This is a genomic window from Marinimicrobium agarilyticum DSM 16975 (genome assembly GCF_000423345.1).
Lineage (GTDB): Bacteria > Pseudomonadota > Gammaproteobacteria > Pseudomonadales > Cellvibrionaceae > Marinimicrobium > Marinimicrobium agarilyticum.
Map to the genome: position 1 here is coordinate 250,455 of NZ_KE384008.1, position 19,772 is coordinate 270,226.

Genomic DNA, 19,772 nt, shown 5'->3' on the forward strand with positions numbered 1-19,772 from the left:
GCGCACCCTGAAATCAGTGACGAAAAAAGAGGCGGGCGTGAGTCAACAGCAATTTATGATCGGTCAGCGCTGGGTGAGTGACACCGAAGCGGAACTGGGCCTGGGTGTCGTACTGGAAGTGGATGAGCGCCAGGTGACACTGAGCTTTCCTGCGGCGGGCCAGCGTCGCACCTACGCGCTGCGCAGCGCCCCGGTGAGCCGGGTGCGCTATCAGGTGGATGAAGTGGTCAGCCACCAGGACGGCACCACCATCACCATTGCCGAAGTCCTGGAACAGGGCTTGCTGCTGGCCTATCAGGGCTACACGGAAGACGGTGAGGAGAAACTGATTCCCGAGTTCGAACTGGACAGCTTCGTGCAGTTCAGCACCCCGCGAGAGCGGCTGTTTTCCGGCCAGATCGATAAATACAGCCACTTCAGCCTTCGTCACCAGAGCCTGGAAACCCTGCACCGTCACCGCCAGAGCCAGGCCTTCGGCTTGACCGGTCCGCGGGTCCAGCCCTTGCCTCACCAGTTGTACATCGCCAGTGAAGTCGGCCGTCGACCTGCGCCGCGAGTGCTGTTGGCCGATGAAGTCGGTTTGGGTAAAACCATTGAAGCCGGTCTGATTCTGCACCAGCAACTGATGACCGGCCGGGTGAAGCGAGCCCTGGTGGTGGTGCCTGACAGCCTGCAACATCAGTGGCTGGTGGAGATGCTGCGGCGTTTCAATCTGGGTTTTACGTTGCTGGACGAGGCTCGCTGTCAGGCTATGGGTGGGCTGGACGACATCGACCCGGCGTTGCTGCCCGACGACGAAGACATCGAAATTGCCGAGGCGGAAGACAATCCGTTCGAAAGCGAACAGTTGATTCTCTGCTCTCTGGAGTTCCTCACCAACAATCCCCAGCGTCACGAACAGGCCCTGGCGGCTGACTGGGACCTGTTGCTGGTGGACGAAGCCCATCACCTGCAATGGCACGACGGCGAGCCCAGCGCGGCTTATCGCTGCATTGAAGCCCTGTCAAAAATCGCCGAGGGCCTGCTGCTGCTCACCGCCACCCCCGAGCAACTCGGGGTTGAGAGTCATTTTGCGCGGTTGCGCTTACTCGACCCGGACCGCTACCACGATCTGGACGCCTTTTTGGCCGAGCAGGATCAATACGCTCCGCTGAATGAACTGGTCCAGTCACTGTTGGCGGCCAGAGATGCAGAGCCGGCGGCCTGGCCAAAGGAGCTGGAAGCTTCACTCGCGAAATACCTGTCCAAAGACGACATTGGTGACCTCGCGGCTCGCGCCGAGGATCAGCCCCGGGAGGCGCTGGACAGCGCCATTCATCAGCTACTGGACCGACACGGCACCGGCCGAGTGCTGTTCCGCAACACCCGCGCTTCGGTCTCGGGCTTTCCCGAACGTAAACTGCACGGCCATCCGCTCGATCTGGACGATGAAGATCTGATGGCGTTGTGCGAACGTCCCCTCGAGGAACAACTGCACCCGGAAGACTTCTGGTTTGAGCACGCCGGCGCCGACTGGTGGCAAGTCGACCCGCGCGTGGACTGGCTCGGTCAGTTTCTGAAAGACAGTAAGGGGCAGAAGGTTCTGGTGATCTGCGCGAGCGCGGATAGCGCCCAGGCGTTGGAACTGTACCTGCGCCTGCGCAAGGGCATTGCTTCTGCGGTTTTCCATGAGGGCCTCAGCCTGCTGGAACGAGACCGCGCTGCCGCCTACTTCGCCGACCATGACGCCGGTGCCCAAGTGTTGATTTGTTCGGAAATCGGCAGCGAAGGCCGCAACTTCCAATTCGCTCAGGAACTGGTGCTGTTTGATTTGCCGCTGAACCCTGACTTACTGGAGCAGCGCATCGGCCGACTGGATCGAATCGGCCAGACGGGGCAGGTCAACATTCATGTCCCCCATTACGTTGATACCGCCCAAGAGCATCTGCTGTATTGGTATCACCGGGGGTTGGACGCGTTTGAACACACCTGCGCCATCGGCCGCACGCTTTACGACGAATTTGAAGCGCGGCTGCTCGCGGCGTTGACTGACGCTGACGACTCGGCCTTCGACACACTATTGGATGACACCCGCACCCGCGCTGAGACCTTGCGCAAGCAACTGCAGGCCGGTCGCGATCGCCTGCTGGAGCTGAATTCCTGCCAGCCCGAGAAAGCCGCACCGCTGGTGGAGGCTCTGAGCGAAACCGACGAGACGTTACCGGCGTATCTTGAGCGGGTGTTTGATGCCTTTGGCATCGACCAGGAAGAACACTCGGAGCGGGCTTGGTTGGTGCACCCGAGCGAACATATGCGAGTGCCTCACTTCCCGGGCTTACCGGAGGAGGGCATGACCGTCACCTTCGATCGTGACCTTGCTCTGTCCCGGGAAGACATGCAGTTCCTGAGTTGGGAGCACCCGCTGGTACACGGCGCTCAGGAGATGATCGCCCACAGCGAGTTTGGCAACACGGCTCTGGCCACCATCAAGCTGCCGCCGCTCAAACCCGGGACGCTGTTGCTCGAAGGGTTGTTCGTCCTGCACTGCCCGGCGCCCCGAGCCCTGCAACTGGATCGCTATCTGCCCCAGTCGGTACTGAGGGTTTTGCTCGACCCGAAAGGCAAGGACCTGAGTGCGGCCCTGGAAGCGGGCAAGCTGGATTCACTGCTGAAAAAAGTTCCCCGTCCGAGCGCCCAAGACGTGGTCCGCCACGCCCGCCCGCAACTGTCGGAGATGATCGACCAGGCCGAAGCGCTGGCCGCACCGCAACAGGAAAAATTGGTCGCGGCGGCGAAGAACAGCGTTCGGCAGAGTCTGGAGGCGGAGTTGTCCCGTTTGAAATCCCTGGCCGAGGTCAATCCGAATGTGCGCCAAGGTGAGATCGATGCGCTGCAACGCCAGCTGTCGGATTCGGAGAAGTATTTGGATCGTGCGCAACTGCGTCTGGACGCGGTGCGTGTCATTATGACGGTGTAGCGCTTAGGCGTGAGTGAGAGACGTTTATGTATATTTTTTCCGCCAATGGCACGGCACGCGCAGATCGAGACGATATCAAGAAGGGCGATAAGAAGCCGTTCATCGTTTACATTGATTTTCTGGATCTGTTTGGCGCGGAGCAGTTGTGCAAAATTTATTTGATGCGCGCAGGCTTTACCGATATTGAGATCGAGAAGCGTAAGTTTGTCGAGGAAAAGCTGAGAAACGACCCCCGCGTTGTCGAGGCCGACAAAGCCATGAAAGCCGCCATTGAAGGCGGCTACATGATTCAGATGTTTGATGAGTAGCGTTTTGGAGTTTTGAGTCTGAGTCCGGTATCCCCCGCTCGCACCTCAGTGCCACTACTACCCAAAAAGCTGCGTAGGAGTGTAGGGTAGGTAAGCGAAGCGCCACCTACCAAACCTCGTCACGCCAAAAGTCCCAGCCGCAACCATTATTGGTGGGTGCGCTTCGCTTACCACACCCTACGCATTACTTGCAGTTTGCCTCGGAGGAGCTCACGGGCCCATACCCATCGTAGACTCTCTGAGGCATGGATGCCGATGAGAAGCCTCCAGGGATGGGTTCACGGCGGGTCTACGATGGGTATGGGCCCGTGAGCTCCGGTCTAGCCGCACACGGGACCACAACAGTTGAGAGCGTTCTACAGCTAAACGCCAGTCTTCCCACGATAGCCTTTGTTCTTCTGATCCTTCGTCCGAACCTTCGCCTTGGGCTTCTTCGCCTTCGCATCAAACTTCTTCGGAGCACCGCGCTTCGCATCCGGCTTCGGGCCACGACGCTTGAAATCCCCACTCGGTGCCGGACCGGCCGTGCGCGGACCATTGTCCTCACTGATGTTCAGCGGACGATTGCGCACATGCAAACCCTTCAACACCCGCATCACCTCAGGGGGCATGCCCTTGGGCAAATCGACCGTTGAAAACTCATCAAACAACTTGATGTGACCAATAAACTGACTCTCAATGCCCGCCTCATTGGCAATCGCACCCACGATATCCCCTGGGCGAACCTCATGGCTGCGGCCCACCTCAATGCGGTAGCGCTGCAGATCGCTCTCCGGCACGCGTGGTTTGCTCTCTCTCGAGGCGTTCGCCTCACGCTCAAGCTTGTTCTTACCCTTGGTCGAGGGCTTCTTGATCTCGGCAAACTTCACCTGAAGCGGACGTTCTTTCTGCACCAGGTACGCCAGCGCCGAGGCGATTTCCTCAGGAGCACGGTCGGTCTGGTGGCTGAAGTCCGCCAGCAGCTCATTGTAAAAGCTCAGATCCACGCTCTGATCAAATACCTGTTGTAAGGTCTGCTTGAACTGATCGATGCGGTGCGCGGTCACGGCTTCGCCGCTGGGCAGCTCCATGTGCTTGATGGGCTGGCGGGTCGCCTTTTCGATGACGTAAAGCAGGCGCTTTTCCCGCGGGGCGACAAACAGGATCGCCTTGCCGGTGCGGCCAGCACGACCGGTACGACCGATGCGGTGCACGTAGGCTTCACTGTCGTAGGGAATGTCGTAGTTCAATACGTGGCTCACGCGCTCCACGTCGATACCGCGAGCGGCGACGTCAGTGGCGACGACGATGTCGAGTTTGCCGTTTTTCAGGCGCTCAATCGTGCGTTCGCGCAACTGCTGGTTCATGTCGCCATTGAGCGCCGAGGCGGAGTAGCCGCGCGCTTCGAGTTTTTCCGCCAGTTCAACTGTGGCGTTTTTGGTGCGGGCGAAAATGATCATGCCGTCGAACGGCTCGATTTCCAGAATGCGGGTCAGGGCGTCCAGCTTGTTGGTGCCGCTGACCATCCAGTAAACCTGTTCGATGTTGTCACCGGTGGAGGTCTGACTGTCGATTTTGATTTGTTGGGGGTCGCGCAGGTAAGTGTTGGCCACCTTGCGGATCTGAGCGGGCATGGTGGCGGAGAACAGGGCGGTCTGACGTTCGGCCGGGGTGTGCTCCAGAATCCACTGGACATCGTCAATAAAGCCCATGCGCAACATCTCATCGGCTTCGTCGAGCACCAGGCTTTGCAGTTTGGACAGGTCCAGGGTGCCGCGGCGCAGGTGGTCCATGACGCGACCGGGTGTTCCCACCACAACTTGGGCACCGCGCTTCAACTGACGCAGTTGGCCGCCCATGTCGCCACCGCCGTAGATGGGCAGAACCTGGAAGTTGGGAATGCCGCTGGCGTAGCGCTGGAAGGCTTCGGCCACCTGGATGGCGAGCTCACGAGTCGGGGCCAGCACGAGAATTTGCGGTTCACGCTGCTTGGCGTCGAACTTGGACAGCAGGGGCAGGGCGAAGGCGGCGGTTTTGCCGGTACCGGTCTGGGCGGTGCCCAGGATGTCTTTGCCAGCCAGCAGCGGGGGGATGGCGGCGGCCTGAATGGGCGAGGGTTGCTCGTAGCCGACGCTCTGAATGGCTTTCAGTACGGCGTCGGAGAGGCCCAGGTCGGTAAACAGGACGGGGGTTTGTTCGGTCATAGATTGCCTCAATATGCAATAGGCGCGCGGCAGCCGGGTAGGGCAGCGGGAAGATGGGCGCGGTGGTGTTGGGGTGTTGTCGGGTGAACAGGGGGTGCGATCTCGGCGGTTCCGGGGCCTTATCGCGGCACGTTTTGGGCGGTTCGCATGTTGCGTTCGCCTGGGCTGGGTGTCAGCCGGACAAGTCCATGTCGGTTTCAGTGCTGCCCTGTAACACCATTTCCCCAAACGCATAGAGGGCTTTACTGAAGAGGCGCGGAGTATAGGCGGATTTTTAGTCAGTTGCCAGTACTATTTCTTGGGCCTATGGTGTTCTTAGCCCGGTTCGGAAGTCGGTGCATTGTCCCAAGACCCGCCGTGAACCCATCCATGGGGGCTTCTCATCGGCATCCATGCCTCAGAGAGTCTTGGGACAATGCACCGACTTCCGGACCTCCCTTATCAACAGTATCCGTAGGGCGCGGTAAGCGAAGCGCACCCGCCAAAAACACCACCAATGTTATCCTTACCCCAACAAACCCATCGTTAAGAAGGAGACGTCCCATGGCAAGTGTATTTACCAAAGTGATTTCCGGCGAATTTCCCGGCCACTTTGTCTGGAAAGATGACAAAGCCGTGGTGTTTATGACCATTCAGCCCATCCGCGAAGGGCATGTGCTGGTGGTGCCGCGTGAGGAGGTGGACCACTGGGACGACCTGTCCCCCGAGTTGCTGAGTCACTTGATCCAGGTTTCCCGGAAAGTGACCAAGGGCTTGAAAGAAGCCTATCCGGCCAAGCGCGTGGGGATGATGATCGCCGGGTTGGAAGTGCCCCATACGCATATTCACCTGGTGCCGCTCGATTCCATGGGGGATTTGAGTTTTGAGCATGCCAGCAGTGCCGACGCCGATGATCTGGCGACGGCGGCAGCGGCTATTCGAAAAGTGCTGGTTGCGCAGGGGCATTCCGAGGCCGAGGTGTAACGGAGCTCCCGCCTCGGGGGTGTCGGTGTGTCAGGGCGCGCCGTAGGGGACTTCCGGCAGGTAGGGCTCTACCAGTTCCATGGCTTCATTGTAGACCCGCTCGACATTGGGCTTGAGGCCCACTTCCATACGTCGGGACAGCATGGTGATCGGGAACAGGCACTGCCGGGTGCCCTCAATGCAGAGGGCGCGGCTGCGGCCGAGTTTGTCTTCATAGACCTTCCACTCCAGTTCGTCAACCTCGTTGGCCATGACGTTGCCCAGCACGGCTCCCAGCGCCTGAAGTTTCAGTTGGTCGCTCCGGTCGATCAGGTCCCGGTCGATAATTCGCTGGAGTGTGTCGAGGTCGCTTTTGTTTTCGCGAATGGGCGTACCGAATTTGATCCGGGTGATTTTTTCGATACTTTCGATCTGTTGTGCCATATGGTTGCGGTCCATCCAGGCGAAATCGCTCACAGTGGCTTCTTGAGCCTGTGCGAACGAAGCGAAGAGTGACACTAGCAGACCAAGGCTCAGCAGCGCTTTAGGATTCATGGCTTACCTCTTGTTCGGTGGACTTCTGGGTTGCGTTGGATGTCTGGTCGGGCGTTGGCTCGCCGTTGTCTATTAGAGTAATGGGTTCGGGGTAGAGTTCATCCAAGGGTTGAGACAGGCCCGAGTGCAATACCATGTGCACGTGCTGGCGCCGTAGCAGGCGGGGTTCGGGTACACCGCAGGCATGGGCGATCAGGCCCACGCTGTAGGTCATATTGCGGTGGTAGTGGGCGACGCGCTCGGCCTTGTCGGTCGGGTCCAGGCCTCTCTGCAGTTTGGGATCGTGGGTGGTGACGCCCGTGGGGCAGGTATTCCGGTGACACTGCATGGCCTGGATGCAACCCAGGGAAAACATGAAGCCCCGGGCGCTGTTGATAAAGTCGGCGCCGCAGGCAATGGCCCAGGCGACCATGGAGGGGTTGATCAGCTTGCCCGAGGCGATGACTTTGATACGGCCTTTCAGGCCGGCCTCCTGCAACAGGTCACAGAGCCAGGGCAGGCTTTCTTTCAGTGGCAGGCCGACATAGTCCATCAGTGGTTGGGGTGCGGCGCCGGTGCCGCCGTCGGCGCTATCCAGCGTGATGAAATCCGGGGCGCGATCGATCCCGCGCACCCGAATGGCAGCCACCATGTCCCGCAGCCACTGCTTCTCGCCGAGGACGGTTTTAAAACCCACGGGCTTGCCGGTCACCTGGCGGATGTGGTCCACCATATCCAGCAGATCGTCCACCGAGCGAATGTCCGGGTGACCGTTAGGGCTGATGGACGGATGGCCTTCCGGAATACCGCGGATCGCGGCAATTTCCGCTGAGACTTTTTCGCCCGGCAAAATACCGCCCTTGCCCGGTTTGGCGCCCTGGCTCAGTTTGATCTCAAACATTTTGACCGTTTCCTTCGCCGCCAGCGCCGCGAGCCGCTCATCGGAGAGCCTGCCATTTTGATCGCGCGCACCGTATTTGGCGGTTCCCAATTGAAAAACGAGGTCGCAGCCGCCCTCTTCATGGTAGGGAGAGAGGCCACCCTCGCCGGTGTTCAACCAGCAGCCGGCTTTGGCGGCGCCGCGGGAGAGGGCGCGCACGGCGGGGCGCGAGAGCGCACCGTAGCTCATGCCTGATATGTGAAAGAATTCGCTGGTAGAGTAGGGCTGGCGGCAGTAGGGGCCGATGGTCACGGCCGAGGGCAGGGCGGCGTCCTGCTCCAGGGTGGGAAAGGCTGAATTCAGGAACAACACCGTACCCGAGGGGGTCAGGTCCCGGGTGGAGCCGAAACCGAGGTTCAGGTCCAGATTCTTCGCCGCGCGGTAGACCCAGGCGCGCTCGGTGCGGTTGAACGGCATTTCCTCCCGGTCCATGGCGAAAAAGTACTGCCGGAAAAACTCGCCCAGGTGCTCAAACCAGTAGCGGAAGCGCCCGATCACGGGGTAATTCCGCCGAATCGTATGCCGGCGCTGGGTAACGTCCGCCACGTACATGCCGGCGATGACCAGCAGGCCGACCCCTATGAGGGTCACAAAGATCAAGACCATGATGGTCAGCAACTTAAGGGCAAAAGCGTCGTCAAACATAGGGGCGCGGGCTCCGGCGGTGGTTTGGGATTGGCGCTGTCACAAACAGGGCGCTATGATAAGGCTTTTACCGGCCCCAGGCCATGCGACGCGCGAAAAGAGGATTCTTCATGAAAGCCATAAAAATTATCGCCAGCATTGTAGTGGCGCTGTTGGTCGTCATTGCCATTGTCGTATTCATCGGTTTTAAAAACCTGAATACCCTGGTGGAAGCGGCGATTGAATCGGTGGGGCCCACCGTCACCAAAACCGACGTTCAGGTCGATAGTGTCAATATTGAACTGACCGAAGGGCGTGGCGCCATCCATGGTCTGACGGTCGCCAACCCCGAGGGTTACTCGGACCGCCCGATATTCCTTGTGGACGAGGCGGTGTTGCAGATCTTACCCAGCTCGATTACCGATGACGTGGTGGTCATTCGCGAAATTACCGTCGACGGAGCGCGGCTTAACGCCGAGCATAAAGGGCTGACGGATATCAACGTCAAGACACTGCTCGACCAGATGAGCCCCGACTCACCCGAGCAGCCACCCAAGTCCACCACCGCCAGTCCCGATGTGCGCTTTATGGTGGAAAAGCTCAATTTCACCAATGCGACCTTGGACCTGCGTTCCGAGGAGCTCGGTCAGCGCGAACTGTCCATGGGCGATGTGCGGCTGACGGATCTGGGGGACCGGGAGACCGGCCTGACACCGGCCCAATTGACCCGCGCCATTCTCGACCCGCTGCTAAAAAGGGCTCGCGCTCGCGTGGAGGAGGAAATCAAGTCGGAGGCCGAGGGAGCGCTCAAAGACGAGCTTGAAGAGCGTCTGTCCGATGAGGACAAGGAAACGGTCGACAAGGTCCGCTCATTGTTCGATTGAACACGCCGTTGATCAAGGCGCCCGGAGTGGGCGCCTTACCGATTTCCCGACTCACTCACCGAATAGCAGGCCTAAAGCCCAAAGGCTTCCGCTTCCTGTTGTAACCGGTTACAATAAGCCGCTAATACAGATAACGATGAAGGTGTTTTATGACCACGTTTTTTCACGCCCTGGGCGGCCGGGTTCTGATGCCGGCTTTACTGCTCCTCCTCGCTGCATGTCACTCCGCATCGGTCGATCGCCCGGCGGCCGCTGAGCCCGCCAACCCCGATGCCACGCCCGCAACGCAGGCGCTGCTGAGCAATATGCACGAGCTCAAAGGCGAAGGCTTTATGTTTGGCCACCAGGACACCATGGCGTACGGCGTCCAGTGGCAGAACCAGCCCGACCAGTCTGACATCAAGCGGGTGACGGGCGCCTACCCGGCGCTTTATGGTTGGGATATTGGTCACCTGGAGCGGGGCGATGCCAGCAACCTCGATAGCGTCAATTTTCAATCAATGCGCCAATGGATGCTGGATGCCTTTGAGCGGGGAGGGGTAGTCACGGTCTCCTGGCATATGACTCACCCGGGCACGGGCGTAGGCTCCTGGAACACTGACACCGGCGCTGAATCGTTGCTACCCGGCGGCGAAGACCACGGGGCCCTGAAGGCCTCTCTGGACCGTTTTGTCGAGTTCGCCCGTTCTCTGGAAGTCACTTTGCCCGACGGAGAGCGCGGCTTGATGCCCCTGATCTTCCGGCCCTGGCACGAACACAATGGGGACTGGTTCTGGTGGGGCAAAGGCGCCACGTCCGAGCAGGACTACATCGCCCTCTGGCAATTTACCGTGAATTACCTGACAAAAACTCAGGGCCTGGACAATCTGCTCTTCGCCTTCTCTCCGGACCGCAGTCGTCTGGAACTGAGTAATTTCGAGTCCGCTTACCTATACGGATATCCCGGGGATGACTACGTCGACATCATGGGTATCGACAACTACTGGGACCTGGGCCACCCGAGCAACGAGGCCTCAAAAAAACAGAACCTTGAGCAGTTCGTCGCGAGTCTGACCGGGTTGGCGAAACTTGCTGCAACACACGAAAAATTGCCGGCCATGACCGAAGGCGGGCAGGATACGCTGTTCGAAGCCGACTTCTTCACGGGGCGGTTGCTCAGTGGATTGCTCGCCAATGAGTGGACGCGGCAAATTGCCTATGTGCAACTCTGGCGCAATGCCAACCGCGAGCGAGAGCAAAAGGACCATTTCTACGTCCCATACCCGGGGCATCCAACGGAAGAGAATTTCATGGAGTTTTACCGGCACCCGGCGACGTTGTTTGAAGGTGACTTGCCCGCCATGTACCGCTAGAGGCACCGCAGGTGAGAGGGTGTCCGCTGGGCTGCCGTCTGATGGCTGATTGACCGGCCCGGAGGGGAGACCCGCTGCCACTTAAAAAAAGGGCGGCGGGGGACCGGCATCAGGAGCGCCGAGATGGGCACTCATAGGGGTTAATCCCGTCACTGCACAGCCCGCGGCGGACACCTGTTGTAAGTATAGCAACTGGGGCGGGGTTCGATAGCGGTGGGATAGTCTATTGCGGAGCAAAAACAGTGACGCATATGGCCTCACTGACATATGGCTGCTATGCTCTGGTCAACGATAGCCTGTGAATGCTTGCGCCTCTATGACCCCGGTTCGGATAGCACTGATATACCTTTCACTCGCCTCCCTTTGGATTTTGCTCTCGGACCGACTGCTGTTCGGATGGGTTGCCGCTGATTCCACCAGCTTTCTGTTCTGGCAGACGGCCAAGGGCTGGTTGTTTGTGGGCGCCTCCAGCGTAATCATTTATTTTTTGGCGGAGCGCTTGAACCGGGCACTGGCCCGGCAGCTGGAGATGAAGCGGCGCCATCTGAATGTCCTCCGTCGCAAAGCCTACACCGACTACCTGACCGGATTGCCCAACCGGCGCTTCGGGCTGCGCACTGCGCGCCGTATGATTCGGCGGGCGGAGGAGCGCGGCAGCGGTTTCGGCATGATTCTGCTGGATGTGGATGACTTCAAGCGTATCAACGACAACCTGGATCAGAACGCGGGGGATGACCTCATCGTCGCGGTCGCACTGCGACTGCAGCGCCAGTTGCAAACCGGTGAGCATCTGATTCGACAGGGCGGGGATGAGTTCATGTTGTTGTGTGCCGGCATAGAGGGCCGCCACCGCATTGGCCAAAGAGTCTCGGCGTTTCTGGATTCTCTGGCCGAACCTTTTGAGCTGCAGGGCATGGAACTGAATATCAGTGCCAGCGCCGGCATCGCCTGCTATCCGGAGGATGGCGGTCAGCTTTCGGAGTTGACCCGCAACGCGGATCTTGCACTTCATCAAAGCAAACGCTACAAAAACTGTTTCAATTTTTATCAACCGGCCTTCGCTGAAACCCTCCTGCACCGCTTCGATTTGCAACAACGCTTGAGTGACGCTCTGGAGAGTGAAGCGCTGACCGTTTATTTTCAACCGATTTACGACACGGTGCTTCGCCGCTGCACCGGCGCGGAAGCGTTGGTGCGTTGGCCGACGGAGGACGGATTTATCCCGCCCTCGGAGTTTATTCCCGTCGCTGAGCAAACCGGGCAGATTCGGGCCGTTGGTATTTTTGTGCTCAATCGGGCCTTTACCCACACCGTGGCGTTGATGAAAACGCTTGATGTGTCGTTGACCATCTCCGTCAACGTCTCTCCCAAGCATTTTGTGGAAGGGCGCATTGTCCGCGATGTGGAGCAGGCGCTGGCCTCGACGGGGATCGACCCGCGCTGCGTCATTCTCGAAATTACCGAAGGCGTACTCCTGAATAACGTGCATGATGTTTCGGAGTGGCTTCATCGGTTGATTGCATTGGGTGTTTCCATCTCAATGGACGATTTTGGGCAGGGTTACTCCTCCCTGAGTTATTTGCGCGACCATCCATTTCGTTATTTGAAAATCGACCGCAGCTTTATTCAGACGATGGAGCGCTCTCCCAAAGATCGAGCGCTGGTAGAGGCCAGCTTCAGGATGGCTCGAGCCCTGGAACTGAAAGTGGTGGCGGAAGGCGTGGAAACTGAGGGCCAGCAAACCGCTCTGCGGGACATCGGGGTGGATTATCTGCAGGGCTTTCTGCTGTCCCGCCCACTGCCCGCCGATGACTACCAGGCGCTGCTGCAAACGGAGTACCGCAAAGCGTGAAAGTATGGTTTCTCTCGCTTGGTGCCGGAGCATTGTTGTTGGTTGCCGTCGCGATCGCAGGCACAGAGGCCGGGTGGTGGTTCAGTTCTCCGCCTGATGACCCCGTACTGGCTGAACAGCCCGACCCCAGCGGCTATCAATGGCGTGAACGAGCCTGTGACTTTGAGGCCGACTGGCGCACCGACGTGCTCTGCGGAGATTTACTGACGCCCCTGTATGTCACGCCCGAAGGTCCGCGACGCTTTCGGCTGCCGGTCGCCGTGCTCAAATCCGATGCGCGCCAGCGGCGCGAGGACCCCATTATCTATTTGCCGGGGGGGCCGGGTGGCTCGGCGGAACTGACCGAAGAGGGGATCGAGTTCTGGCAATCCTGGCAGCTGTACACGCAAAGTCAGCGCGACCTGATACTGATCGACCGACGCGGCGTGGGCAAAAGCGATCCCGCCCTTACATGTCCGGAGTACGACCGCTACAGCGAAGCCATTCTCTCCGAGGCCATCTCCGAACAACAGGAAAATCGTGAAGCGGGGGACATTCTCCAGCGTTGTTTCGAACAACTCGAAGCGTCCGGCACTTTTCGCTCCGATCAGTTCGGCACGATTGTCAGCGCCCGTGACCTCGCGGCCCTGATGGGTTTCCTTCCCTACGAGAAATACAACCTGGTGGGCGTTTCCTACGGCACCCGCCTGGCGCTGGCCACCGCTGATCTCGATACCGTGCGGCAAGCGGGCTGGGTTCGCAGCCTGGTGCTGGATTCGGTCTACCCGCCGGACCAGGGCGGCCTGATCAGTTGGCCCGGCGTGGTGACCCACAGCGTCGAGCGCTTTCTCGCCTGGTGTGAAGGCCGGGCAGGGTGCGCCGAATCCGTTGCCGACCTGGACGCGTTGCTGGCCGAAGCTCTCGAGTCACTGGCCCAAGAGCCCATGTATCTGAGTATTCCCTCCTGGTCCCGGGATGAAAGTCGATCCGTCGCAGTGGATGACCGGCGACTGTTTACCGCCATGTTCGGGGCCATCTATGACCGCTACCGCTGGCCCGACATTGTCGAAGGATTAAGAGGGGCGGTTGAACGGGATGCGGAAAAACTCAAGCCCTTAATTGAAGTGTTTATCAATCAGGCGCTGGACGGGAGCTTCTCCTACCTGACCTTTATGGCGGTGGATTGCCTGGATCACACACTGGGTACGGAAGCGGAATACGTTGCGCAGCTGGCGCAGTACCCACAGTACCGCCAGTACCTCGGCCGTTGGGACTCCCACGTCTGTCGCTGGCTGGGCACGGCGGAAAAGCCGCTACCGACCTTGGAGCCCTTGCCAATTCCAACCCTGATCATGGCCGGTGAACAGGACCCGGTCACCCCCGCCCAGTGGGCGCGGGACCTCGCCCAATCCTGGCCCTCGGCGCAGCTCTACGTGGCTGACAATATCGGTCACTCCGTTCTCTGGTCAGACACCTGCGCCGAGTCCAGCCTGGGCGCCTTTCTGGATAATCCGAAAGCGCAGTGGACCCCGATGGCACCGCGCGGGCCGAAGGGAAAGCGGGAACCCTGTGAGTAGTGATGGTGGTGGGAGTAAAAACACGGACATAAAAAAACCACCCGGTTGGGTGGTTTCTTCGGTCTAGCACGTGGCTAGTAATTTGGCTCCGCCTGCTGGGCTCGAACCAGCGACCCAATGATTAACAGTTAATAGCAAAAATCTATCAGATCAATGATTTACGGTTGTTTTGTCTAATGATCTGACTTCTGAAGCCCTCTGGTCAAGCCGGGGTTTCCCTCTATTAGAGGATTTTTGAGCAGAAAATAAGTCGGAAAAAGGGAGGTAATAGGTTGTAAATAGGTAAATTTGTAATTTTTATCAAAAATAGCAATTAGCTGTAATTTGTTGATTTTTCATGGTTTTCGCTATTTTTGGCGTTTTTCGTGGTTTTTGCCTTATTGACGTTTATTAATCATATTTGATAAAAACCGCGCCCGGTGCCACACTTAAGTGAACCTACGGTTTACAATTAGCTCTAATAATAAAACTGGCCAAAGTAAACATTGAGGTGTCTCCGCCGATAAGCTTGGTGGGGAATGGCCGAATACCTAATCTGGAGATAGGCATGAAAGCTCAAAAGTTGATCGTTCGCTGTTTGGTAAGTAAGCGGAAGGGCGAGACGCTGTGGGTTGCCCAAAGTGTCGAGTTTGGATTAGCAGCCCAAGGTGATAGTCCTGAAGAGGCGCAACAGAAGCTGTTTGCGCAGGTTGATGACTATATTAAGGAGGCCCTTAGGGAGCCTGAATATAGAGATCAGCTGCTGAGCCGAAAGGCTCCGATTGGCTTCCGCCTTGAGTACGCTATGTATACTTTCTTCGTGAAGTGCAAGCCAATAGGGCAACTGATTTCTAGCTTCACTCGCCCGAGTGAGCATCGCGTGGACACACACGAGGTGCGTTGCGCGTAATGTCTGGCAAGGCTCCGCTGAAAGTTAAGGATGTTGAGCGGGGCCTGGCGGCCCTAGGTTTCGAGAAGCTTCCCACCACAGCTACTTCTCACGCCAAGTGGCAGAGGAAAGGTTTTATTGGGCGTAAGAACAAACCTCACAAGTGGGTCGTCACCGTCGACGCCCATCTCTCGCCGTTCCATATCAAGCTCATTAAATCGATGGCAAAACAGGCTGGTCTATCCGAGAAGCAGCTTAGAGAAATCTGTACAAAGGATGGACAGAAGAAGGCCAGGAATGGACAGCTATCATGGCTCAAAAACCTGTACGGAAAGGTGCCTGATGACGGTACCCCATTAAACGCTGATGCCCAATAGCCGGCTTATTTTCCGGTTGAGCCTGATTTGAGAGTGTTTCTTGTAGCAATATAAGGTTATCTGGCTTGTTCGTGCCTAACTCTATCTGGGGCAGGCTAGCAAACATCTTTCTACTAAAACCTTTGCTCGAAATCGACTACGATGCTGACTTATGCCAACAGCCGTATCCGCTGCACCGTGGGTGCCCTATGTCGACGCCGCCTCGCTCGCAGACATGCGTCGTTGGAGTTATTAGTCAAATGGCATGGAAAGTGACTGCCCTTTCTTAGGGGCTGCCATGTCCAGTCTAACCATGAACTCGTCCCAAGATGTGCTTGTCTTCATAAGCATGATAACGCCGTGTAAGTGTTGAGCTAGCGCTGGATGCCCAACGTCGTCAGTAAGCCATTGGTGGTGCCTAGCTTTCCTGCGACCTTTTTTGTCCTTGGGATTCTTTTGTTCCAGCTCTTCTCGAATCCCCGGAGCTAACCGATCATAGACAATGTCATTGGTATATTTGGCGACTACCTGTGGTTTGTTTACTTTGACGCCTCTCCAGTGCCATCCTCTAAGCCTAAATATCTGTTTATAGAACTCGTCGGGAAACCTCTTGGCCCAGGCTGCGAGTTCCCTTGCAAGGTAGGTGTCTAGGATTTTTTGCAGCGCACGCCGGTCCCTTACATCTTGATACCCAGTCGCCTCGTCGACTAAAGCGATGATACCGACGTTGGCTAAACCCCGTATCAGTACATCCGCCGCTTTGACGATATGAGCGAATTGTAAGGGGATTTTTTTGCCGCTTTCCAAAAGATCATCCCGAAACTTCAAGTAGACCTCGGCCACGTTGGGCAATGCTGCTGCATCGTAGCCCACCGCTTTCCCACCTTTTTGGCTTCTATAGAAAATTGGTTTAGTCGATTCAATCAGGTCTTCGGATATGTAAGGTCTAAGTGCAGCTGCGCTTAGGAAAAAAGGAAGCTGCTCGCCCGAGCTCAAAACCCCTGTGCCCGCTTTGGGGGAGCGGGACCTGCCTAAAGCTCGAAGAAAGGTCGCCTGGCTAATAACACGTGTGCCATCGGGCAGCACTGCGCAGTCAATCGTCTTATTGCCTAAGTTAAAATCCCCTTCAAAAATAGCCTCTGGGGAGTCTTTTTCCCACCTTGCGGCAGCGGCGCGTTTAGCAATTTCAGAGCGCTCTCGACTAGTGAGGGCTTTAGCTCTTGCGTGTCCGCCTGCAGCCCTAGAGTTATGTTCGTCGGTCATTGGAGTTCACCATATGCTTGCATTTCTATTTTGCAAGCATATGCTTGCAAATTAAAAAATGCAAGCATTGTAAAAAATTGATTTGGGCAAGGAGACAAACTCCTAAGGCGCTAAATTAGTCTTTCAAACCGAATTCTATCGTGGAAGGAATCCTTTACCTGCCGCTAATTGGACTGATGCTGACGATCAGAAGCGGGGATACCGGGTAGCCTGGACACGCTTTGGTAAGCGCTTGTAGTGGCGGTTCAGGATTGCCCTACTGCTGTGGCCTAGCTGCTCGCCGTCGCTGTCAGAGCCGGCTTTGGCGCGGATGTCGCGAAACTGGAACTTCTCGGTAATGATGTCCAACGTCATGGCCTTGTTTTGCAGGCGCGTCCACGCAGTTGTGAAGGCGGCGTCCCGCAGGCGCTATCCCCGGTTGTCAGATATCACGTAGACAGAATCGATGCCAACTTTGTTCTGTGTGTTCAGAGCCCTGTTGATCGCCTCCTTCAGGTCTGGGCTCCATTCAATCAGTAGCCGCTTTCCGGTTTTACTCTGCTGGATGCCGATGCCCTCGGCGCTGAGCTGGGAATGTTTTAGGCTCAGCAGATCCACGCGTCGCTGACCGGCGATGTAGCGCGCTCTGGGTACCTCTGGATCTTCTGGGCGGGTGTAGCCCCACCGCACGGCGTATCTGAGCACATGGGTAATCAGTGCCAGCTCGAGGTTGGCCTGGTAGGGCGTTGACTGACCCACCAGATCGTGACACCGGGCAATGTGTGCCGGTCGGATATCAGAGGGGCTCATTTGCCCAAAGGCCTTGTCGAGGCGATCGAGCTGCTTCTCCTGTGCCTTTTGGGTGTTCCGGGCCTTCTTCTAGGGGACCGAGTCGCGGTGTCGGTCGGTTATCGCTTACATCAGGTCAGACGGGGAATCTTCCTTTAGGTTGTCAGTCTGCACCGGGCGCGGAATACGCCAGCTCATACTCTTCGATGGGGAAGTACAGCGTCCTGATTCTGGAAGTGATGCATTGTTGAGCAAGCTTGACTCCATGAAGGCAAGTAATGGTTGAGGTTGCTTGTGCGGTGGCTTCTTTCTCAGTGATGGGATTAATTAGACATCCAATGGCTAATGTAGCTCCAGCTATTCATCACTGCTAGTGCGGATGCGGCTAAAAAGAGAAGCCAAGGAACAAGCCATTCCGCGTATGAGTGGGATGCGTCTAGTGTTTTTTTTCGAATCGAGTTGGCGAACAGGATGCATAATAGAGCGCAAGGCTTTTTATAATTCCCAATCAGCGCTTCGCGCTGTTCATCTGTTAGTGGCATTCTATCACCTGACAACTTCACCACCTCGGCGGGAGCCTTCCGTATTTGGCGTTCCATTGTCACCGGTTTTAGAGTTTTTATCGACTCGAGGTGAGGAACCAAAAAAACCGTGACTTTGGTACGGTTTGGTTGCGTGATAGTAACCTCTTCACTATAGAAATCGTTTTTATATAGTTTGACCACTTGCATTGAGTGCCCCGAAAAGCCCCTTTTCTTAAGCGACTCCTCGTATGTCTCCGGACTACGCTGCCAATACCTATAAGCGAACCAAAACAGGCAGATGGTGCCGATTATGACAATCGCGCCTGGGTTCTTTAAGGACACGTAGAAAATTGAGGTGGGTGCTCTGTCACCGCTGGCGGGCTCTGTTCCAGCGGCGTTGAGCACAATGAATGCCATAGAGGTCATTACGAGATTGCGACGTGTTGAGTTCGGGTCATCGTACTGCACAAACCTACTCCTTTAGTAGCGGCTTGGTTCTATATAGGTGAATTTTGCGCCTTGATCAGCGCATATGGCTTGGGCGTTCCTTGGGCTCGCATCGAGCCATATGGTTGCCTGAGACGGGTCAATAAATACAGGGAACTGGTAATGAATATGTGCATGTGCTCCTTGAGCGCATCCCTCCTGGGGGCCACTAGTTCCGGTGCCTCGTCTGGATACCAGAAGGCGCCCATGTAAGGAGCGCCACCCTCGCGGTGGTGAAACCATACCTTAACCTTCCCCCTTGAAGTCTTCATCCATTCGTAGAGCCCGGTGCAGGGCACTCTTTGGTGTAACTTACTGTTTAGACGTACAGTATTTGCGGAGTTGGGTGTGATTGCAAGGGGTGTGTTATTGGACAGCTATTAGGCAAAACGAAAGAAAAAAGGGGTTAGACCGCTAGGTCTAACCCCTTGATTTCGTACTTAATTTGGCTCCGCCTGCTGGGCTCGAACCAGCGACCCAATGATTAACAGTCATTTGCTCTACCAACTGAGCTAAGGCGGAGTAGCGCCTTCCTGTCTGGAAGTGGTGCGTATCCTATAGTCCGATTTTGTCGTGGTCAACCCTTTTTTAGGAAAAAGTCCCGGTTCTGGTGGGTCTTTATGCAAATTGTGCAATCCTTACCCAGTTATTGCTAAATCCCGGGCGTTTTCAACGGGTTAGCGGATACCCCCGGTGGGATGTCAGGAGTTTGGTGGGCTGCTTCGAAGGCCGTCTTGCCCTATACTGAGGGCATGTCTGAAGAGTCTTCCTACTGGCCCGAAGAGGCCGAACGTAACCCGCTGCTCGGGCCGGTGCAGTCGCTCCTGGAGCGCGCCGGCGAAACCCCGCAAAGCGAATTCACCCTGATCCAGGGCCTGAAGGCCCGTGGCCTGGTACCGCGGGATTACAGCTTTCACCCGCTAACGCTGTTTCGCGTGCACTTCCAGGTATTCAATGCGCTCTATCGGTTGCAGCCGATCATGGCCGAGCAGGGCTGGGCGCTGGTGATTTCTCCCCTGGCGACCTACCGTCGTCCGTTCCGAGAAGGCGAGAGCGCCCGGGCGTTGGCCGAGCAGGGTGACAGCGCGCTGCGTGACTTCTACCTGGACTGGAGCCAGTACGATGCGGCAACCGAGGACACCGTGATTGAGCTGCTCGCTGGTTTCTGGCGGAAGATGGAGCGGGGCACGGCGCCGGATGCCCAGGAGCGGGCCCGGGCGCTGGCGGAGTTGGACCTGGAAGACCCGGTCGCGCCGGAGCAGATCAAACGCCGTTATCGGCGACTCGCCATGGACCATCATCCGGACCGTGGCGGTTCCCAGGCTCGCCTGCAGCGGATCAACGCCGCTATGGCTATTCTCGAGCGCGGTCAATAG

17 protein-coding genes and 1 tRNA gene are annotated in these 19,772 nt (G+C 57.2%); 10 read left to right on the top strand and 8 right to left on the bottom strand.

The genetic code is table 11. The features are described 5' to 3' along the window. Positions 1 to 37: 37 nt before the first annotated feature. A complete protein-coding gene (gene rapA, locus G547_RS0116955) occupies positions 38 to 2,956 on the top strand; it encodes an RNA polymerase-associated protein RapA (RefSeq protein WP_027330858.1) in 2,919 nt (972 codons plus the stop codon). A gap of 26 nt (positions 2,957 to 2,982) precedes the next feature. Next, entirely contained in the window at positions 2,983 to 3,264 is a 282-nt protein-coding gene (locus tag G547_RS0116960) for a hypothetical protein (RefSeq protein ID WP_027330859.1), read from the top strand. Positions 3,265 to 3,626: 362 nt separating this feature from the next. On the opposite strand, the gene G547_RS0116965 is transcribed toward G547_RS0116960, so the two are convergent. Beyond that, positions 3,627 to 5,447 (bottom strand): DEAD/DEAH box helicase, encoded by a 1,821-nt coding sequence (locus tag G547_RS0116965; protein WP_027330860.1) that lies wholly within the window; start codon positions 5,445 to 5,447, stop codon positions 3,627 to 3,629. 543 nt (positions 5,448 to 5,990) lie between these two features. Here G547_RS0116965 and G547_RS0116970 point away from each other — a divergent pair. Further along, positions 5,991 to 6,410 carry an HIT family protein gene (locus tag G547_RS0116970; RefSeq protein ID WP_027330861.1) on the top strand — a complete coding sequence of 140 codons (420 nt, stop codon included), beginning with the start codon at positions 5,991 to 5,993 and terminating at the stop codon, positions 6,408 to 6,410. Positions 6,411 to 6,440: 30 nt separating this feature from the next. Here G547_RS0116970 and G547_RS0116975 read toward each other — a convergent pair whose 3' ends face one another. Together G547_RS0116975 and G547_RS22005 are read right to left on the bottom strand one after the other, a co-directional pair. Continuing rightward, a complete protein-coding gene (locus tag G547_RS0116975) occupies positions 6,441 to 6,944 on the bottom strand; it encodes a DUF3806 domain-containing protein (RefSeq protein WP_027330862.1) in 504 nt (167 codons plus the stop codon). Beyond that, entirely contained in the window at positions 6,934 to 8,508 is a 1,575-nt protein-coding gene (locus tag G547_RS22005) for an FMN-binding glutamate synthase family protein (protein WP_051235675.1), read from the bottom strand. The genes G547_RS0116975 and G547_RS22005 overlap by 11 nt, the downstream gene beginning before the upstream one ends. Before the next feature lie 110 nt (positions 8,509 to 8,618). Between G547_RS22005 and G547_RS0116985 the strand changes: the two genes are divergently transcribed. The 6 genes from G547_RS0116985 to G547_RS23530 all read left to right on the top strand — a co-directional run bounded on the left by G547_RS0116985 (position 8,619) and on the right by G547_RS23530 (position 15,376). Beyond that, complete coding sequence (locus G547_RS0116985; protein WP_027330863.1) at positions 8,619 to 9,371, top strand: DUF748 domain-containing protein; 753 nt, start codon at positions 8,619 to 8,621, stop codon at positions 9,369 to 9,371. 149 nt (positions 9,372 to 9,520) lie between these two features. Beyond that, positions 9,521 to 10,723, top strand: coding sequence for a glycoside hydrolase family 26 protein (locus tag G547_RS22010; protein WP_036189241.1), 1,203 nt, complete (start codon positions 9,521 to 9,523; stop codon positions 10,721 to 10,723). Between the two features lie 316 nt (positions 10,724 to 11,039). Then, on the top strand, positions 11,040 to 12,575 hold the full coding sequence (locus tag G547_RS22015) for a putative bifunctional diguanylate cyclase/phosphodiesterase (protein WP_051235676.1): 1,536 nt from the start codon (positions 11,040 to 11,042) through the stop codon (positions 12,573 to 12,575). Beyond that, a complete protein-coding gene (locus G547_RS0117000) occupies positions 12,572 to 14,131 on the top strand; it encodes an alpha/beta hydrolase (protein ID WP_027330864.1) in 1,560 nt (519 codons plus the stop codon). Before G547_RS22015 ends, G547_RS0117000 begins: the two co-directional genes overlap by 4 nt. 547 nt (positions 14,132 to 14,678) lie before the next feature. After that, positions 14,679 to 15,020: a hypothetical protein gene (locus tag G547_RS22855; protein ID WP_051235677.1), complete on the top strand. Its 342-nt coding sequence runs from the start codon at positions 14,679 to 14,681 to the stop codon at positions 15,018 to 15,020. Continuing rightward, the gene (locus tag G547_RS23530) at positions 15,020 to 15,376 is read left to right on the top strand and encodes a type II toxin-antitoxin system HicA family toxin (protein ID WP_051235678.1); all 357 of its coding nucleotides are present in this window, start codon (positions 15,020 to 15,022) and stop codon (positions 15,374 to 15,376) included. Before G547_RS22855 ends, G547_RS23530 begins: the two co-directional genes overlap by 1 nt. 231 nt (positions 15,377 to 15,607) lie before the next feature. Here G547_RS23530 and G547_RS0117015 read toward each other — a convergent pair whose 3' ends face one another. From G547_RS0117015 to G547_RS0117040, 5 genes are all read right to left on the bottom strand, one after another. Continuing rightward, positions 15,608 to 16,618 carry a P63C domain-containing protein gene (locus G547_RS0117015; protein ID WP_027330865.1) on the bottom strand — a complete coding sequence of 337 codons (1,011 nt, stop codon included), beginning with the start codon at positions 16,616 to 16,618 and terminating at the stop codon, positions 15,608 to 15,610. A 186-nt stretch (positions 16,619 to 16,804) separates the two neighbouring features. Then, positions 16,805 to 16,972, bottom strand: coding sequence for a site-specific integrase (locus G547_RS23535; RefSeq protein WP_157209925.1), 168 nt, complete (start codon positions 16,970 to 16,972; stop codon positions 16,805 to 16,807). A 54-nt stretch (positions 16,973 to 17,026) separates the two neighbouring features. Continuing rightward, positions 17,027 to 17,407, bottom strand: a complete 381-nt coding sequence (locus G547_RS0117025; RefSeq protein ID WP_027330866.1) for a site-specific integrase — start codon at positions 17,405 to 17,407, stop codon at positions 17,027 to 17,029. 302 nt (positions 17,408 to 17,709) lie between these two features. Beyond that, a complete protein-coding gene (locus G547_RS0117030) occupies positions 17,710 to 18,378 on the bottom strand; it encodes a hypothetical protein (RefSeq protein WP_027330867.1) in 669 nt (222 codons plus the stop codon). A 464-nt stretch (positions 18,379 to 18,842) separates the two neighbouring features. Beyond that, positions 18,843 to 18,918: transfer RNA gene (locus G547_RS0117040), tRNA-Asn, on the bottom strand. A 212-nt stretch (positions 18,919 to 19,130) separates the two neighbouring features. Between G547_RS0117040 and G547_RS0117045 the strand changes: the two genes are divergently transcribed. After that, positions 19,131 to 19,772, top strand: coding sequence for a DNA-J related domain-containing protein (locus G547_RS0117045; protein ID WP_211224586.1), 642 nt, complete (start codon positions 19,131 to 19,133; stop codon positions 19,770 to 19,772).

Coding starts and splice junctions, on each gene's coding strand:
- G547_RS0116960 (WP_027330859.1), top strand. CDS start 2,983: ATGTATATTTTTTCCGCCAATGGCACGGCACGCGCAGATCGAGACGAT.
- G547_RS0116965 (WP_027330860.1), bottom strand. CDS start 5,447: ATGACCGAACAAACCCCCGTCCTGTTTACCGACCTGGGCCTCTCCGAC.
- G547_RS0116970 (WP_027330861.1), top strand. CDS start 5,991: ATGGCAAGTGTATTTACCAAAGTGATTTCCGGCGAATTTCCCGGCCAC.
- G547_RS0116975 (WP_027330862.1), bottom strand. CDS start 6,944: ATGAATCCTAAAGCGCTGCTGAGCCTTGGTCTGCTAGTGTCACTCTTC.
- G547_RS22005 (WP_051235675.1), bottom strand. CDS start 8,508: ATGTTTGACGACGCTTTTGCCCTTAAGTTGCTGACCATCATGGTCTTG.
- G547_RS0116985 (WP_027330863.1), top strand. CDS start 8,619: ATGAAAGCCATAAAAATTATCGCCAGCATTGTAGTGGCGCTGTTGGTC.
- G547_RS22010 (WP_036189241.1), top strand. CDS start 9,521: ATGACCACGTTTTTTCACGCCCTGGGCGGCCGGGTTCTGATGCCGGCT.
- G547_RS22015 (WP_051235676.1), top strand. CDS start 11,040: ATGACCCCGGTTCGGATAGCACTGATATACCTTTCACTCGCCTCCCTT.
- G547_RS22855 (WP_051235677.1), top strand. CDS start 14,679: ATGAAAGCTCAAAAGTTGATCGTTCGCTGTTTGGTAAGTAAGCGGAAG.
- G547_RS23530 (WP_051235678.1), top strand. CDS start 15,020: ATGTCTGGCAAGGCTCCGCTGAAAGTTAAGGATGTTGAGCGGGGCCTG.
- G547_RS0117015 (WP_027330865.1), bottom strand. CDS start 16,618: ATGACCGACGAACATAACTCTAGGGCTGCAGGCGGACACGCAAGAGCT.
- G547_RS23535 (WP_157209925.1), bottom strand. CDS start 16,972: ATGACGTTGGACATCATTACCGAGAAGTTCCAGTTTCGCGACATCCGC.
- G547_RS0117025 (WP_027330866.1), bottom strand. CDS start 17,407: ATGAGCCCCTCTGATATCCGACCGGCACACATTGCCCGGTGTCACGAT.